The sequence below is a fragment of the Stenotrophomonas sp. 278 genome (genome assembly GCF_003935715.1).
In the GTDB taxonomy this organism is placed as follows: Bacteria; Pseudomonadota; Gammaproteobacteria; order Xanthomonadales; family Xanthomonadaceae; genus Stenotrophomonas; species Stenotrophomonas maltophilia_AH.
On the sequence record NZ_RHPP01000121.1, the window covers coordinates 1 to 13,081 of the forward strand.

At 63.1% G+C, this 13,081-nt stretch carries 16 protein-coding genes and 1 pseudogene; 11 read left to right on the plus strand and 6 right to left on the minus strand.

Annotated elements, in window-relative coordinates; translation table 11 throughout:
- Positions 1-135, minus strand: a pseudogene (locus EGJ34_RS22760) (uroporphyrinogen-III synthase); the annotation flags it as partial.
- 43 nt (positions 136-178) lie between these two features.
- Here EGJ34_RS22760 and EGJ34_RS16890 point away from each other — a divergent pair.
- From EGJ34_RS16890 to EGJ34_RS16920, 7 genes are all read left to right on the plus strand, one after another.
- Positions 179-649 (plus strand): YiiD C-terminal domain-containing protein, encoded by a 471-nt coding sequence (locus EGJ34_RS16890; protein ID WP_125361652.1) that lies wholly within the window; start codon positions 179-181, stop codon positions 647-649.
- Positions 650-679: 30 nt separating this feature from the next.
- A complete protein-coding gene (locus EGJ34_RS16895) occupies positions 680-1,117 on the plus strand; it encodes a hypothetical protein (RefSeq protein ID WP_125361653.1) in 438 nt (145 codons plus the stop codon).
- Between the two features lie 79 nt (positions 1,118-1,196).
- A complete protein-coding gene (locus tag EGJ34_RS16900) occupies positions 1,197-1,634 on the plus strand; it encodes a rhodanese-like domain-containing protein (protein WP_125361654.1) in 438 nt (145 codons plus the stop codon).
- A gap of 116 nt (positions 1,635-1,750) precedes the next feature.
- Positions 1,751-2,266, plus strand: coding sequence for a protein-export chaperone SecB (secB, locus tag EGJ34_RS16905; RefSeq protein ID WP_125361655.1), 516 nt, complete (start codon positions 1,751-1,753; stop codon positions 2,264-2,266).
- Positions 2,267-2,277: 11 nt separating this feature from the next.
- The gene (locus tag EGJ34_RS16910) at positions 2,278-3,303 is read left to right on the plus strand and encodes an NAD(P)H-dependent glycerol-3-phosphate dehydrogenase (RefSeq protein WP_125361656.1); all 1,026 of its coding nucleotides are present in this window, start codon (positions 2,278-2,280) and stop codon (positions 3,301-3,303) included.
- 204 nt (positions 3,304-3,507) lie between these two features.
- The gene (locus EGJ34_RS16915) at positions 3,508-3,792 is read left to right on the plus strand and encodes a type II toxin-antitoxin system ParD family antitoxin (protein ID WP_125361657.1); all 285 of its coding nucleotides are present in this window, start codon (positions 3,508-3,510) and stop codon (positions 3,790-3,792) included.
- A complete protein-coding gene (locus EGJ34_RS16920; protein ID WP_125361658.1) occupies positions 3,789-4,094 on the plus strand; it encodes a type II toxin-antitoxin system RelE/ParE family toxin in 306 nt (101 codons plus the stop codon). Before EGJ34_RS16915 ends, EGJ34_RS16920 begins: the two co-directional genes overlap by 4 nt.
- 140 nt (positions 4,095-4,234) lie before the next feature.
- Here the strand turns inward: EGJ34_RS16920 and EGJ34_RS16925 are convergent, their stop codons facing one another.
- The gene (locus tag EGJ34_RS16925) at positions 4,235-4,807 is read right to left on the minus strand and encodes an Ax21 family protein (RefSeq protein WP_185750218.1); all 573 of its coding nucleotides are present in this window, start codon (positions 4,805-4,807) and stop codon (positions 4,235-4,237) included.
- A gap of 245 nt (positions 4,808-5,052) precedes the next feature.
- Here EGJ34_RS16925 and EGJ34_RS16930 point away from each other — a divergent pair, with 245 nt between their 5' ends.
- Genes EGJ34_RS16930 through EGJ34_RS16940 form a run of 3 tightly spaced genes read left to right on the plus strand, consistent with a single transcriptional unit; the run spans position 5,053 to position 6,133 of the window.
- Positions 5,053-5,466, plus strand: a complete 414-nt coding sequence (locus EGJ34_RS16930) for a type II toxin-antitoxin system MqsR family toxin (RefSeq protein ID WP_125361660.1) — start codon at positions 5,053-5,055, stop codon at positions 5,464-5,466.
- A 2-nt stretch (positions 5,467-5,468) separates the two neighbouring features.
- Positions 5,469-5,915: a type II TA system antitoxin MqsA family protein gene (locus EGJ34_RS16935; protein ID WP_125361661.1), complete on the plus strand. Its 447-nt coding sequence runs from the start codon at positions 5,469-5,471 to the stop codon at positions 5,913-5,915.
- Between the two features lie 5 nt (positions 5,916-5,920).
- Positions 5,921-6,133, plus strand: coding sequence for an MbcA/ParS/Xre antitoxin family protein (locus EGJ34_RS16940; RefSeq protein WP_125361662.1), 213 nt, complete (start codon positions 5,921-5,923; stop codon positions 6,131-6,133).
- An 11-nt stretch (positions 6,134-6,144) separates the two neighbouring features.
- Here EGJ34_RS16940 and EGJ34_RS16945 read toward each other — a convergent pair whose 3' ends face one another.
- The 3 genes from EGJ34_RS16945 to EGJ34_RS16955 all read right to left on the minus strand — a co-directional run bounded on the left by EGJ34_RS16945 (position 6,145) and on the right by EGJ34_RS16955 (position 11,554).
- Positions 6,145-9,120, minus strand: a complete 2,976-nt coding sequence (locus tag EGJ34_RS16945) for a sensor histidine kinase (protein ID WP_125361663.1) — start codon at positions 9,118-9,120, stop codon at positions 6,145-6,147.
- 104 nt (positions 9,121-9,224) lie between these two features.
- Complete coding sequence (locus tag EGJ34_RS16950) at positions 9,225-10,817, minus strand: DUF2235 domain-containing protein (protein WP_125361664.1); 1,593 nt, start codon at positions 10,815-10,817, stop codon at positions 9,225-9,227.
- A gap of 17 nt (positions 10,818-10,834) precedes the next feature.
- The gene (locus EGJ34_RS16955) at positions 10,835-11,554 is read right to left on the minus strand and encodes a hypothetical protein (RefSeq protein ID WP_260477034.1); all 720 of its coding nucleotides are present in this window, start codon (positions 11,552-11,554) and stop codon (positions 10,835-10,837) included.
- 124 nt (positions 11,555-11,678) lie between these two features.
- Between EGJ34_RS16955 and EGJ34_RS16960 the strand changes: the two genes are divergently transcribed.
- Positions 11,679-12,053: a hypothetical protein gene (locus EGJ34_RS16960; RefSeq protein WP_185750219.1), complete on the plus strand. Its 375-nt coding sequence runs from the start codon at positions 11,679-11,681 to the stop codon at positions 12,051-12,053.
- A gap of 29 nt (positions 12,054-12,082) precedes the next feature.
- On the opposite strand, the gene EGJ34_RS16965 is transcribed toward EGJ34_RS16960, so the two are convergent.
- A complete protein-coding gene (locus EGJ34_RS16965; protein WP_125361666.1) occupies positions 12,083-12,295 on the minus strand; it encodes a hypothetical protein in 213 nt (70 codons plus the stop codon).
- Positions 12,296-13,081 lie beyond the last annotated feature (786 nt).

The following is a 13,081-nucleotide window of genomic DNA, read 5'->3' on the forward strand; positions in this document are numbered from 1 at the left end:
CGCGCGCAGCGCCCACGGCGACAACGGCAGCAGCTGTCCGCCCAGCGCCCGCGCGGCCCGCCGCATCGCTGCATGCTGGCCGCGGGGGCGCAGCGACACCAGGGTCCATTCCGGCACATGTGCGTGGCTGTTCATTCCGGGCATTATGCGAGTCCTTTGCTGCAACGTCGCCGTACCAATGTCTCAACCGCTTTCCCTGCCCGACCATCTGGGCGCGCTCCAGCAGGTGCTGGACCGCATGCCGCCGGTGGCCGCCATGCAGATCCGCGTGGCCGGCTACGCGGACAACCAGCTGGCGCTGACCGCACCGCTGGCTGCCAACGTCAATGACAAAGGCAACGCCTTCGGCGGAAGCCTGGCCTCGGCCCTGACCCTGTCCGGCTGGGCACTGGTCACCCTGCGCCTGCGACTGGCCGGCTTCGATGCCGACGTTTATGTCGCCGACAGCCACGTGCGTTACCTCGCCCCGGTCTATGGCGACCTGTCGGCCCACGCCCAGGCGGTGGACGAGGCCGACTGGGCCACGTTTCTGGCCACCTTCGCCCAGCGCGGCAAGGCGCGCATCGAGGTGCTGGCCCGCCAGCCCGGTGAGGCCGGCAAGCCTGCGGCTGAACTGAGCGGCCGCTACGTGGCCTTCGCAAGAAGGTAGGATGGGCACCTTGCCTATTGGGGAATTCGCATGCGTCGTACCTTCCAGATCCTGTTGCTGGCCCTGTTCGCGCTGACCAGCGCGGCGGCCTTTGCCGCCGACGGCCAGAAAGTCACCAAGAAGATGCGCAAGCAGCTGGAAGAAACCCAGGTGAAATACGACTCCACCCTGCGTTGGGGCAACCTGGACGATCTCATTCCCTACCTGGACCCCGAATACGCCGAACAGCATCCCATCACCGACCTGGAGCGCAGCCGGTTCGAGCAGGTGAAGATCGCCGGCTACCGTGGCAGCGACAACGTGGGCCTGCCCAATGGTCGCATTGGCCGCAGCGCCGAAGTGCGGGTGATCAACAACAATACCCAGGCCGAACGCGTGGTCCGGGTGAACGAGATCTGGCGCTGGGACGCCGACGCCAAGCGCTGGCTGCAGGCCAATGGCCTGCCCGACCTCTGGCAGACCCTCTGACCCCCCTCAAACCCCCGCTGGACGCCGGTTCGCCCGCATGTGCGACAATCGGCCCCCGCTTATTTGACCCGTGATCTGAGTGAATTACGAAGAGTTGCTGGCCTTTGCCGGCCGAAACCCGATGCTGTCGGCGGCTTTTGTCGGCCTGACCGTGGCCATCATCGTCACCGAAATCCGCCGCCTGACTCGCGGCTACCGTGGGCTGAAGCCGGCTGAGCTGACCCAGCTGATGAATGCCGGTGGCACCGTGGTGGTCGACCTGTCGTCCTCGTCGGACTTCGAAAAGGGTCATATTGCCGGCAGCCGCAACGTACAGCCCAGCCAGTTCGGCCCGGAGCACAAGCTGGTGGCCAACGCCAAGCAGAGCCCGGTGGTGCTGGTGTGCCGCACCGGCACGGCCTCGGAAACCGCGGCCAAGGCCCTGAAAAAGGCCGGTTTCGAGAACGTAAGCGTGCTCGAGGGCGGTATTCCGTCCTGGCAGCAGGCCGAGCTGCCGCTGGTAAAGGGCCGCAACTGATTTCCCCCGATTCGCAGCGTGCACCTTGTGCGCGATGCCACACGCCCGCATAGCAGGGCATGTAACAATCGGTTTCTACTGTATTCATTACTGCATTCATTCTGGAGCATCAGGAAATGTCCGAAGAGAACACCAACGGCGCCATCGCGCCGGCCGACGCCGCCACCGGTCCTGCTTTCACCGTTGAGAAGATCTACGTCAAGGACGTTTCCTTCGAATCGCCCAATGCTCCGAGCGTCTTCAACGAAGCGGTGCAGCCGGAACTGCAGCTCAACCTCAACCAGCGCGTGCAGCGGCTGGGCGAGAATGCCTTCGAAGTCGTGCTGGCTGTCACGCTGACCTGCAAGGCCGGCGACAAGACCGCCTACGTGGCTGAAATCCAGCAGGCCGGCGTGTTCGGCCTGATCGGCCTGGAACCGCAGGCGATCGACGTGCTGCTCGGCACGCAGTGCCCGAACATCCTGTTCCCGTACGTGCGTCAGCTGTGCAGCGATCTGATCCAGGCTGGCGGCTTCCCGCCGTTCTTCCTGCAGCCGATCAACTTCGAAGGCCTGTACGCTGAAACCCTGCGTCAGCGCCAGGAAGAGGGCGGCACCTCGCTGGCCGATTCCGAGCCGGCCGGTAACGCCTGATCGGCGTTTCGATGACTCAGAACGCAGACAAAGTCGCCGTTCTCGGTGCAGGCTCCTGGGGCACTGCCCTGGCGAGCCTGCTGGCCCGCCACGGCTGCAACACCGTGCTGTGGGGCCGCGACGCGGCCATGGTCGAGGCCATCGACCAGCGTCACGAGAACACCCGTTACCTGCCAGGCATTCCGCTGCCGGAATCGCTGCGCGCCACCACCGACCTTGCGTCGGCGGTAAAGGACGCCACCTGGATCCTGGTGGTGGTGCCTTCGCACGCCTTCGGTGAAACCGTGCGCGCGCTGGCTCCCCTGCGTCCCGCCGGTGCTGGCGTGGCTTGGGCGACCAAGGGCTTCGAACCGGGTTCTGGCCGTTTCCTGCACGAAGTCGCGCGCGAAGTGCTGGGCCCGGACGTGCCGCTGGCCGTGGTCACCGGTCCGTCGTTCGCCAAGGAAGTCACCCAGGGCCTGCCCACCGCGATCACCGTGCACGGTGACGACGTGGAGTTCGCCCAGCAGGTGGCTGAAGCCATGCACGGCCCCGCCTTCCGCGCCTACACCGGTGACGACATGGTCGGTGCCGAGCTGGGCGGTGCGATGAAGAACGTGCTGGCCGTGGCCACCGGCGTGGCCGACGGCATGCAGCTGGGCTTGAATGCCCGCGCTGGCCTGATCACGCGTGGTTTGAACGAGATGCTGCGGCTGGCCGCCGCCATTGGTGCCAAGCCGGAAACCCTGATGGGTCTGGCCGGCCTGGGCGACCTGGTGCTCACCTGCACCGGCGACCTCTCGCGTAACCGCCGACTGGGCCTAGCCCTGGGCCGCGGCCAGACGCTGCAGGACGCCATCCGCGAAATCGGCCAGGTGGTGGAATCGGTGCAGACGGCGGATGAAGTCATGCGCCAGGCCCGTCGCCACGGCATCGACCTGCCGATCTCCGACGGGGTGCGCGCCGTACTGCACGGCGAACAGACCCCGGCCGAAGGCCTGCAGGCCCTGCTGGCCCGCGAACAGAAGCCGGAGTACCCGGACACGCTGTTCAAATGATGCAAACAAAACCCCGGCGAAAGCCGGGGTTTTTTGTTTGTATGCGTGGCGCGTTCCAGTCAATCTGCAACTGATTGCAATGCGGTCGTTGGGATCAGCGCGCAGACTGCGGTGATGCGTCCTTCTGTACTGATCCAGTTGCCGGCTTTGAGCGCGACCGCTGAGGGAGTAGGATTGAATCCTACTCCGGTCGAGGGCTGTTCCATGCGCTCCACTCAACAGTTCAGCATCACCCTGCCGAATGAAATGGCTGATGCCGTCAGAGCCAAGGTCGCAGCGGGCGAGTACGCCACGGAAAGCGAAGTCATACGTGATGGCCTGCGGGCGCTTCTCGCAAGAGACCGTGCCATGGAGGCATGGTTGCGGGATCACGTAGTGCCAGCTGCCCAGGCGCTGGCAGCCGATCCGAGTTCGGCGGTGTCTCTTGAGGAGGCACGAAATCGGGTCGCTTCAAGGCGGCGTGCACGTGCACAGCCCAGCAACGAATGACGTTCCGCATCCGGTTCGCTCCGCAGGCTTTGGATCAATTGGATGCGTTGGAAGACCATATCGTCTCAGCGGGCTTTCCATTGGCCGCTGCAAGATACATTGATTCTCTGTTCGAGTTCTTCGAAAGCCTCGCACAATTTCCGTTGCGGGGCACACGACGTGATGATCTGCTACCAGGGCTGCGCGTGACGAACTTCAGGCATCGAACAATCATCGCGTTTGTAGCGGATGTTGATCAGTGCGTCCTCTCCATACTTGGCGTGTTTCACGGCGGTCAGAACTACGAAGCCGCCCTGCGGTAGAGCCGGGCTCGCCCGGCTGCTCTTGGCGCAAATCCCCACCCCACAAAAAAGAAAGCCCGGCTAGGGAGCCGGGCTTTCCATGACGCGTGGGAGAGAGGTCACACGTCATACAACAACGTACTGCATCTATATTTCAACACTTACCACGTGAAGCGCGGCCCAACGAAGTACTCCTTGTCGCCGCCCTTGGCCAGCTTCACTTCACCGCTCAGGCCCCAGTTCGGGGTGAACTTGGCCTGGGCACCCACGCGGCCATAGAACTCGCCGTCCGGGTTGATGCCGTGCTTCTTGGTGAAATCTTCGTAGCCTGCCATCGCGTAGCCTTCAAAGTTCGGGGTGAACGCCGTGCGCACGCCCACTTCGGTGCTGTAGCCGTTGAAGTCCAGGCCGTGCTTCGGGTCGAACTTCTGGTACGCCACGCGGGCCACCAGGTCGGTGGTCGGGGCGATGCCGTAGTTGTAGCCGGCACCGATGCGCCACTGGTCGACATCAGCATTGCCGCGCTTGGTTTCCTGCGCGTTGTAATCACCAAAGATGTGGAAGTTCGGATGCACAGCCACGGAGCCCTTCACGCCCCAGCCATCCGCATCGCCACCCTTGGCGTCGGTGTTCACGTAACCGCCTTCCACGTAGTTGTACGACAGGCCATCGGCGGCGGAGGCAGCGAACGGCAGCGCGGCCATCAGGCCCAGGGCAAGCAGAGAGGTCTTCATAATCGGGAAACACCTTTTTTATTTTTGGTTTCGCCGACCACACCGCTCGGGGGAGGGGAGGGAGCGGGTGGTCGACAGGTGTTAAGTATCCGTTTCCTGGCGCAATCGACCCTGAATATTGAACTGACCAGTACATGAATGAAGCGGGGGTTCAGGGAACTCTTGTCGCTTCTGCCTAGTGATGTCTCTTTCTTCTGTATTTAACCTTAAAGGTGTATATTAACTCTCGACCCCGACGGGACGTCATGACTTCAGCCCGCATCCGCTCCGCCCTTACCTCCAGCGTGAGCGTTCGACTCGTTGGATCTGTCGAGGTTTGGGAAAAGCGGATACCCCATTACGTACTTGCCCAAGTACAAGCTGTAGTCAGTCGGTACGGGGCGAAAGTGTTCGGCACCAAGGTCATTGAGGGCGCTGCGTTGATGGGGCTTCAGCCACAGCAGGCCGTGGCCGCCATCCTGGCACTGAGATCATCGGATCTCTTTAAATCCATGACATCTGAGCGAGACCCATCGCATACCTTGTGGCAAGACGTGTACCACGCGCAGACAGCAACAGGCATGGCCTACATCAAATTCATGCTCTTCCATCCGCCGGCCCAAAGGGGGCCAAGTGATCAGGCCTTGCCCAAACTCGTAATTTCGTTCAAGAGACTGTGACCATGGCCGAACACGAACTACCAATGCTTGCTTCAGGTCAGTGCCCCGCATGTGGCGCGACTGATACGCTGACTGCATTCAATGGCTCTTTGCCTCTGGCCAGCGGTAGCCTGACCGTGGACATTTCTAACTTGCGTGGGGAACAGTGCGCTTTTTGCGAGGAAGTCTTCCTGGACAGCGAGAGCCAGTCGCGCTTTCTAGCAGCAGCGGATGATTTGGTACTACACGCAAGAAAGCAGGCCGGTGCGGAACTGCGTCGTGTGCGCAAGAAGCTCCGATTGACCCAGCACCAGGCAGCTCTACTCGCCGGCGGCGGGCCCAATGGCTTCAGTCGATACGAAAAAGGTCATGCACAGCCGGTAGCGGCTGTATTCAATCTCTTTCAACTGCTGGATAGGCACCCTGAACTTCTGCCAGAGATTCTGGAGCACTCAGTGCCCGTCAGGTGATCCAAATGAGCAAAGCTGAATCGGATAGTGCGCAGCGCATCGCGCGCGTGACCAGCGAGGCTGAGCGCGTCTTCGGCGACGCCACAAAGGCGGGTCGCTGGCTCTCCAGTGTCAGCACCATTCTCGGTGCCAAGCCACTGGACCTGCTTGCCACCGATGCCGGTGCGCGCGACGTGGAGTACGAATTGATGCGCATCGACCAAGGGGACCTTGCCTGATGCGGGTGTTTCTACCAGAACCGTTTCAGCAACCTTCGCAGGTGCCTCCTCGTACCGCCCTTGAACCCGGCCATCTCCCAAGCGAGTGAGCCGCGTATCTGCAGCAGTATTTCCGTGCCCTGACGGGACGGTGCGGAACGCACCTTCAGCGTGCCGCCGACGCGCGCGGCACGCTCGCGCATGCCCGCCACGCCCCAGTGCCCGGCCCCTGCGAGGGCATCCGGTTGGAAGCCCATGCCATCGTCGCGAATGCGGAGTGCGAACGCGTGCCGTGAGTAGCGGATCCGTATCTCAACCGAGGTCGCATCCGCGTGCTGGAATGCATTGAGCAGGGCCTCGCGGCCGATCATGTAGGCCTCCTCCCAGACGCGCAGCTGAATCGGTCGAGGGGTGCCTTCCACCACAAGCCGCACGACAGGCAATTCCTGACCGGTCTCTTCCTGTACTCCCAGCAGCGCCGCTCCAAGGTCACGTGATTCACCGGCGTGCCGCCGCAGTCCCCGTACCCGCTCACGACCTTCGGCAGCTACGCGCTCAGCCGTGGTGATCGCCGACTCCAGTTCGGCCCTGACCGGGTCATCGCCCGCCATTTTCCGGCTCGATGCGTCCAGCCGCAGGATCAGGCCCTGGGTGCTCTGCAGCAGCGTGTCGTGCAGCTCACGCGCGATGCGCTCGCGCTCCCGATGGCGCTCATCCAGCCGGGCCCGGATGCGGGCTCCCACCTGCCTCAGCCTGAGCAGGTACAACAGCCACAGCACGCCAGCGAACACAACCACGCACAGCGCTCTGAACCAACCGGTTTCCCAGTAATTCGGTGCAATCGAAATGACCATGCTGTCGCCGGTCTCGTTCCACACGCCGTCGTTGTTGCTGGCCATGACGCGGAACACGTAGCGGCCGTGGCCTGGCGCGTTGTAGAGCGCGGAACGTTCCGATGTCTCGATCCAGCGGCTGTCGAAGCCCTCCAGTCGATAGCGGAACCGCACGCGTTCGGGAATTGCCAGGCTCAGCGCGGTGAAGCCAATGCGCAGGTTGCGCGTATCGGCGGCCAGTTCAATCTCACCGTTGTCGAAGGGCAGGGCAGTGCCATCTGCGTCCAGTGAAAGAATCTTTACCGGGGGCGGAATCGGGTTGCGCGCTATCCTGCGCGGGTCGACCGATACCAGCCCGCTGGTGGTGGCGAACCACAGCCTGCCATCGTCGGAGCGTGCGGCCGTAGGCAGGGGACGGAACTGCGCGGCTACGCCTGGCAGCCCGTCCAGCGCATCGAATTTCTCGTAGCGTGGCCGATCGGGTCCGCCAAACAGTGCAGGCACATCGACCGCGCGGACGTGCAGTACGCCGCGGGCACCATTGAGCCACAGGTCTCCCGCTGCATCGGACACGATGCCGCTGATGCCCCGGAAGTCTTCAAGAACAGCCGGCACCACGTTGCGTACCCGCCCGCCTTCCATCCGCGCCAGACCGCGCTCACCCCCGATCCACATGGCGTTGCCGTCTTCATGCAGCGCCGTCACGTTCCCCACCCTCGGCGCTTCTCCGGACCACGGTGCCCGAAAGCGGTCGCCCTCCATGACGACCACGACACCCCGGGCAAAGCCCAGCCAGAGTCGGTTGAGGGCGTCGGCGTGCATCACCAGTGGCGAGTCACCCGCCGGCAAGCCGGTGCGATCCTGCACCTGTGTCCAGCGTCCCTGCTGGTAGCGATGCAGCCCAGGGGTATTCAACGACAGCCATAGGGCTCCATCGCCGGTGATGGCCATTGCCTGCACGCCGGAACGCGTCGGTAGGGGCAGATCGGTAATCCTGCGGAACTGCGTGCCTTCCGCTTTCCAGACACCATCGGGTCCGGCGAGCCATAGATCGCCGGAGCCATCTCGCTGGATCGCGGTAATCACGGACGACAGAGCAAGCGTTTCGCGCGTAGTGGCGGTAACCCGCTGCAATGGCTGGTTGCGAGTGCCCACCAGCAGGTGCTCACCCTCGGGGGCGATGGCGAAGTCCTGCGACCCCTCCGGCATCGGGACTTCGGCCAGGTTGGCGTGGCGGAACCGATCCAGGCCGCGGCTGCTGCCTACCCACAGATTTCCCTCACGGTCTTCCAGCAGCGGCTGCAGATAGTCGGAGCTGAGTCCATCGGAGCGCTGGAAGCGCTCGGGGCGCTGCATCGCATCGCCAGGACCAAATCGCAGCAGCCCGGTTCCCAGCGTACTCGCCCACAACACGCCGTCCCGGTCGAACAGCAGGCCCGCCGACGGTGCGTCTTCTCCCCTGCCCGACAGTGGGCGGATACCGCCATCCGCCTCGGCGACCCAGATTGCCCCATCCGGGGCCTGCGCGATCTGGCTGACGCGCCCGACCTTGCCGGGCACCGCGGCAAACGCGCTCGCACCTGGCCGCAGCACCATCATGCCGTTTCCGGTTGCGATCCACAGCGCGCCATCGCGGTCGGTGAACACGGTGCGGGCCTGCTGCCCGGGATAAGCCATCGACGCAGCCGGCCGATTCCAGCGCTGCCCGTCAAAGAAAAGGGGACCGGTAAATGTGGCTGCCCAAAGGCGACCGTCCGCGTCCTCGGCCATCCGGTAGACGGTGCTGGTAGGGAGGCCGTGCTGCACGGAGAAGTGGCGCACGCCGCCGCCTTCAATCAGGCTGATCCCGCCGTAGCGGAAACCCACCCACAGCCCTCCTCTGCGCGAGGTGTACAGCGTGGACACGCTGGTGGCAGGAAACGAACTGGCATCGGGCGGGTTGAAGCGGGTGAAGCGGTCACCATCGAACCTGTACAGCCCGATCTCGGTTCCCAGCCACAGGTAGCCATCGGGTGTCTGCGCCAGGGCCGTGACCTGGCCGGGTGCGCCCTCGTTGACCGTCCACGCGGTGTGGTGGAACTGGGTCACCGAACGCTCCGGGTCCAGCGCAAAGGCGGGTCTGGCCAGCAGCAGGCATACGCAGATGAGGCAAGCCAAGGCGCGCGGGAGGGACATGAAATGTGAGCCTGTTGTCTGCACGCCGGTACGGCTTATGCAGGGCGCATCATATGAAACGCACAGGGCAGCGTGAAGCCCGAGCCTGGTGTGGCAGCGGCGGACTACCGCGAGAAACCACTCACAGCAGATTCTGCCGCCTCCCTCGAGACGCTCTGCTGGCGCTGCATCTCCTGCTGCTGATCAGGCACTGGGTGGGTCTCCTCCAGCTTCCGGTCCGATACTGCCACTGGCGTCTGCTTTGCCTGCTCAATATCGAACGGAACACGACGCTGATCATGCGCGTTGCTCCCGTTCTCGACCAGGAAGGCGTACCCCTTGTTGCCGATGACTACAGCATCCACCCGTGAAACGTTGGCCCCGCTGTCGGTCAATCCAGCCAGCGCCGAGCGGCTGAACTGCTCACGCTCGGTGTCGTTGACGAAGCTGATATGGCCACTGCGCTCGGCCATCTGCACGCCTTCGCGTATCTGCAGCAGCGCGCCATGACGTGGGTGCTGCGGTGAATCCGGCCCGCTGACAGCACCTCGCTGCATCTCCCGCGCCATGGCCTGCTGTACCAGCGCCTGCAGCTGCGCCCGTTCGACCACGTCCACCTGGATGGACCGGTATTCGAACTGCGCGGCCAGTTCCTGGTCTACGGGCTCTGAATCACGGCAGGGATCTACGATCTTGCAGCTGGCGAGCTCATCACGCAGATTGCGCTGGCCGTCGTTGTCCAGCTTCAGGCCGAACGCCGCAGTCGCGCCGCTGGCCTGATAGACCGTGACCGTGGACAGGTCGGACGGCACCGGTCGCTTCTCGAACAGGGGGCGGTCGCTCAGCAGGTTCAGGTAATCCATCGCGGCATTGCCGGTGAGGATCTCCAGGCCCGGCTCTCTGTTGCCGCCACCCACGTTGGAATGCCCGCCCGGTGCGGTCACATTGATTGCCAGACGGTCCGGCGTCATGCCGGGGTCGTTGATCGTCTGATGCGGGAACAGCTCGCGGCGTTCATCGGCGGCGAGAATCGAGACGCGGGAGATGACGCTGGGAGGAAGCCGGGCGTCATAGTTGTTGGGCATCGTGGTTGCAACGGGGTCCAGCAGCAACACTGCCTGCGCGGTCCTTCCCGGCGGTATCAACCTGGGCTCGTCACTGATGACACTTATGTTTCCTGACGAATCGCGGCCGAACTTGAGATCAACGGGGCTGGCAATCCCATACTCGTCAATGAGCCGCAACAAGCCGGCTGTTTGGACTGCTCCCCTGCTGTACCCGGCTCCAACGATATGGATCTCCGCGTTCGGGTTTTCCTGCTTCCAAAGACGTGTCCGGATCGCGAGTGCGGTGTACGCCTCCTCGATCCCATCGCGGTAGGAGTGAGCAAGGGCACCGTCAATGGCGCGTCCTACAGCGTTTTCCTGAGTGCCGATGCCTTTTGAGTAATGGGCACCCACCCGGCTCTCGGGATCTCTCGCCACCCTTTCAGCTTGCCGAAAGGCAAGACCAATCGTGGTAGGCGCGCCGAGGTCAGGGTTGTTGAGATCCTGGCCAGTACCGTCGAGAAAGGCGAAGTACAGGTACTGATTCGGATTGTCCTGACGCTGCAGGAGCGGGACTGACAGTTGCCCAAGCTGTTGCCTGAGTGTCTGCTCGATCTGTAGATCTTCAGCAGTTGCTGGCCTGCTGCCAGTGCCCGAGCCAATGTTTCCCATGGCAAACCTCCATGTACTCAGTAGGTAAAGGTCTTCACCAGTACAAGATCGTCACGCATCGTGCTGTATCGGTTCCCCGGGATCTGCAGATGCTTGGTCGGAATGTACGCACGCATGTACACCCGAATGGTTCGATCGTTGACCTCCAGAAGGATGTCCGGATTGCTGCCTATTTTTCCGCCGGGTACATCCTTGGCCTCTTCCCTCGGCACAAAGTGCCGCATGAGCTCATCCGCGAAAATGGCACCGATGTCGATCTCAGCTTCATGTGAGCTTCCATCTTTCGACTGCCACGTCACCTTCGCGGGCGGCGGGAAGTTCCGGATACCCCCATGGCCGCCGCTCCAGTTGTCCAGATAGCCAGGGCCGTACTTCGAGTCAGGGGGCGAGACCTTCGGATCGCCGTGATGAACCTCGTCGTAGACGATCAGGCAGCTTTGCGTGTCGTAGCAGCGCGCACTGAACCCGTGCTTCTCAAACCGCAACGGCCATGCTGGCGGCTTGTAGTTCATCTCCGCTGCCTTGGCCGGATCGCCCGCCGATGCCAGCTCGCCACTCGTCAGCACCGGCGTTTCCGGATACGTAAACCGCGCGTGTGCCATCGGTGCATTCTCCTGAATCTTTGTAGAGGGAGGCGCAGCGCCTCCGGTGCTGGCACAGGCCGCCAGCGCGAGGCTGACGGCAGCAGCCATGTGCTTGGGGATCTTAGGCATCGAACGCCCCTCATCGTATTCCATCGCGCTCCTCTGTCTTCCCTGGAGCGGGACCGGAAGCCCGCGTTGGAATCGACGGTAGCACAGGTTTCTGACGAGATCATTGAGGTCAGAAAACGCAGGCACATGACGACACATCGGGTCGGAAGTGCAATCATTCTCCGCAAACATCTACCGCGACTACTCCATACCCATGAGCTTTCACACGACTTTGCAGATCGCGCAGACCGGCGACGTCAGCGTTGAATTCGAGTCATTGAGTGCACAACTCGAAATCCTTCTGCAGCGCGACGGCATTCATCGCGATCTGCTGACGGACCTGCATGACGCGTTCGAGCAGGGCGAGGCAATCTGCTGGGTGCATGCCGCCTATCTCTTTCAACTGATCTCCGAGATAGCACCGCTTACCGCACCAGGATCACTCGAGATCCGGTGCCTTGGTGAAGAGTTCCGCCACACCTGGATCATGAGCGTTGCCGCCGGGCGCATCGAGTTCAGTGCGGGGCCCTGGGAATACGATTGACCTGCCCCGACATCGCTGCCCCGACCAGATCAGCCTTCCGTCACCGCCAACGCCGGACTGTCCAGCGTCGGCAACACCGGCTTGCGCTTGGGCACCTTCGGTAACCCCCCGGGCGGTAACGCCCCCAGCGTGCGCCGGATGCCGATATTGATGGCATCCAGGTCGCGTGCCAGCTGCGCATCGTGATGCGGATCACGCTTTTTCAGCGGCCTGGGTCGGTAAGCATTGACGTCGTCTTCCATTGCGCGTCTCCCGTCTTCCTTGGTGCCGGGCCGGACTGCCCGGATCTGTCGCGGACGTTAGCACAGGTTCCCGGCCCTTACAGCGCCCCCCCTGGGACAGACGACAGCCGCCCGGAAGTGCGCCATGATACGAATATGGACCCAACCCGCGAAGGAATGCTTATGCCCGTCTGGCTTCGTGCAGCGGCGATGGTGCTGGTGGCTTCGGCCACAGCGTATGCGGCACCCGACCCGACCGGGGGGGTGCTGGTACAGCCGGATGGCACAGAATGCCTCGATACCCGGGACAGCGGTGCAATACCGCTTGTGCTTTCCCATCGCGCTGAAGAGCGCACGGCGTTTCCTCTTGCGGTCGCTGCGGGGCCTCCATACCGCCTCCATCCTTACTCGTTTTCCATCGAGTTCGTATCGCCAACCCAGTACGAAAAGGTGACGACCGTGCTTGAACACTTTCGTCAGCCCGATCAGGACGTGACCTTCGAAACGGGTGACCGGTTGCCCGTCCTGGCTTATGCGACCCAGTGGCCGCTGCCCGGATACGCCGGCAAGGTCCGTGCAAGAGTGAGGGACGGAGCGGGCAGATGGCATAGCTCTGAAGAACTTTCGGTCTGCCCCCCCAGGCACGGTCAATCAGGTCGCGCGTGAAGCACTTTCCGCAGTGCAGGGCCGCCTCCGGCGCGTGGCAGGCCCCGCGCCGGAGGCGGCTACACCGCCTCCGTTACGCCTCAGCGTAAGCCGGATAATCGATATACCCTTCCGCGCCACCGCCATAGAACGACTCGCGCT

What these genes read in the sequence shown, in the direction of transcription:
- EGJ34_RS16890 (WP_125361652.1), top strand. Translation starts at nt 179, where the DNA reads ATGTCTCAACCGCTTTCCCTGCCCGACCATCTGGGCGCGCTCCAGCAG.
- EGJ34_RS16895 (WP_125361653.1), top strand. Translation starts at nt 680, where the DNA reads ATGCGTCGTACCTTCCAGATCCTGTTGCTGGCCCTGTTCGCGCTGACC.
- secB (WP_125361655.1), top strand. Translation starts at nt 1,751, where the DNA reads ATGTCCGAAGAGAACACCAACGGCGCCATCGCGCCGGCCGACGCCGCC.
- EGJ34_RS16910 (WP_125361656.1), top strand. Translation starts at nt 2,278, where the DNA reads ATGACTCAGAACGCAGACAAAGTCGCCGTTCTCGGTGCAGGCTCCTGG.
- EGJ34_RS16915 (WP_125361657.1), top strand. Translation starts at nt 3,508, where the DNA reads ATGCGCTCCACTCAACAGTTCAGCATCACCCTGCCGAATGAAATGGCT.
- EGJ34_RS16920 (WP_125361658.1), top strand. Translation starts at nt 3,789, where the DNA reads ATGACGTTCCGCATCCGGTTCGCTCCGCAGGCTTTGGATCAATTGGAT.
- EGJ34_RS16925 (WP_185750218.1), bottom strand. Translation starts at nt 4,807, where the DNA reads ATGAAGACCTCTCTGCTTGCCCTGGGCCTGATGGCCGCGCTGCCGTTC.
- EGJ34_RS16930 (WP_125361660.1), top strand. Translation starts at nt 5,053, where the DNA reads ATGACTTCAGCCCGCATCCGCTCCGCCCTTACCTCCAGCGTGAGCGTT.
- EGJ34_RS16935 (WP_125361661.1), top strand. Translation starts at nt 5,469, where the DNA reads ATGGCCGAACACGAACTACCAATGCTTGCTTCAGGTCAGTGCCCCGCA.
- EGJ34_RS16940 (WP_125361662.1), top strand. Translation starts at nt 5,921, where the DNA reads ATGAGCAAAGCTGAATCGGATAGTGCGCAGCGCATCGCGCGCGTGACC.
- EGJ34_RS16945 (WP_125361663.1), bottom strand. Translation starts at nt 9,120, where the DNA reads ATGTCCCTCCCGCGCGCCTTGGCTTGCCTCATCTGCGTATGCCTGCTG.
- EGJ34_RS16950 (WP_125361664.1), bottom strand. Translation starts at nt 10,817, where the DNA reads ATGGGAAACATTGGCTCGGGCACTGGCAGCAGGCCAGCAACTGCTGAA.
- EGJ34_RS16955 (WP_260477034.1), bottom strand. Translation starts at nt 11,554, where the DNA reads ATGGAATACGATGAGGGGCGTTCGATGCCTAAGATCCCCAAGCACATG.
- EGJ34_RS16965 (WP_125361666.1), bottom strand. Translation starts at nt 12,295, where the DNA reads ATGGAAGACGACGTCAATGCTTACCGACCCAGGCCGCTGAAAAAGCGT.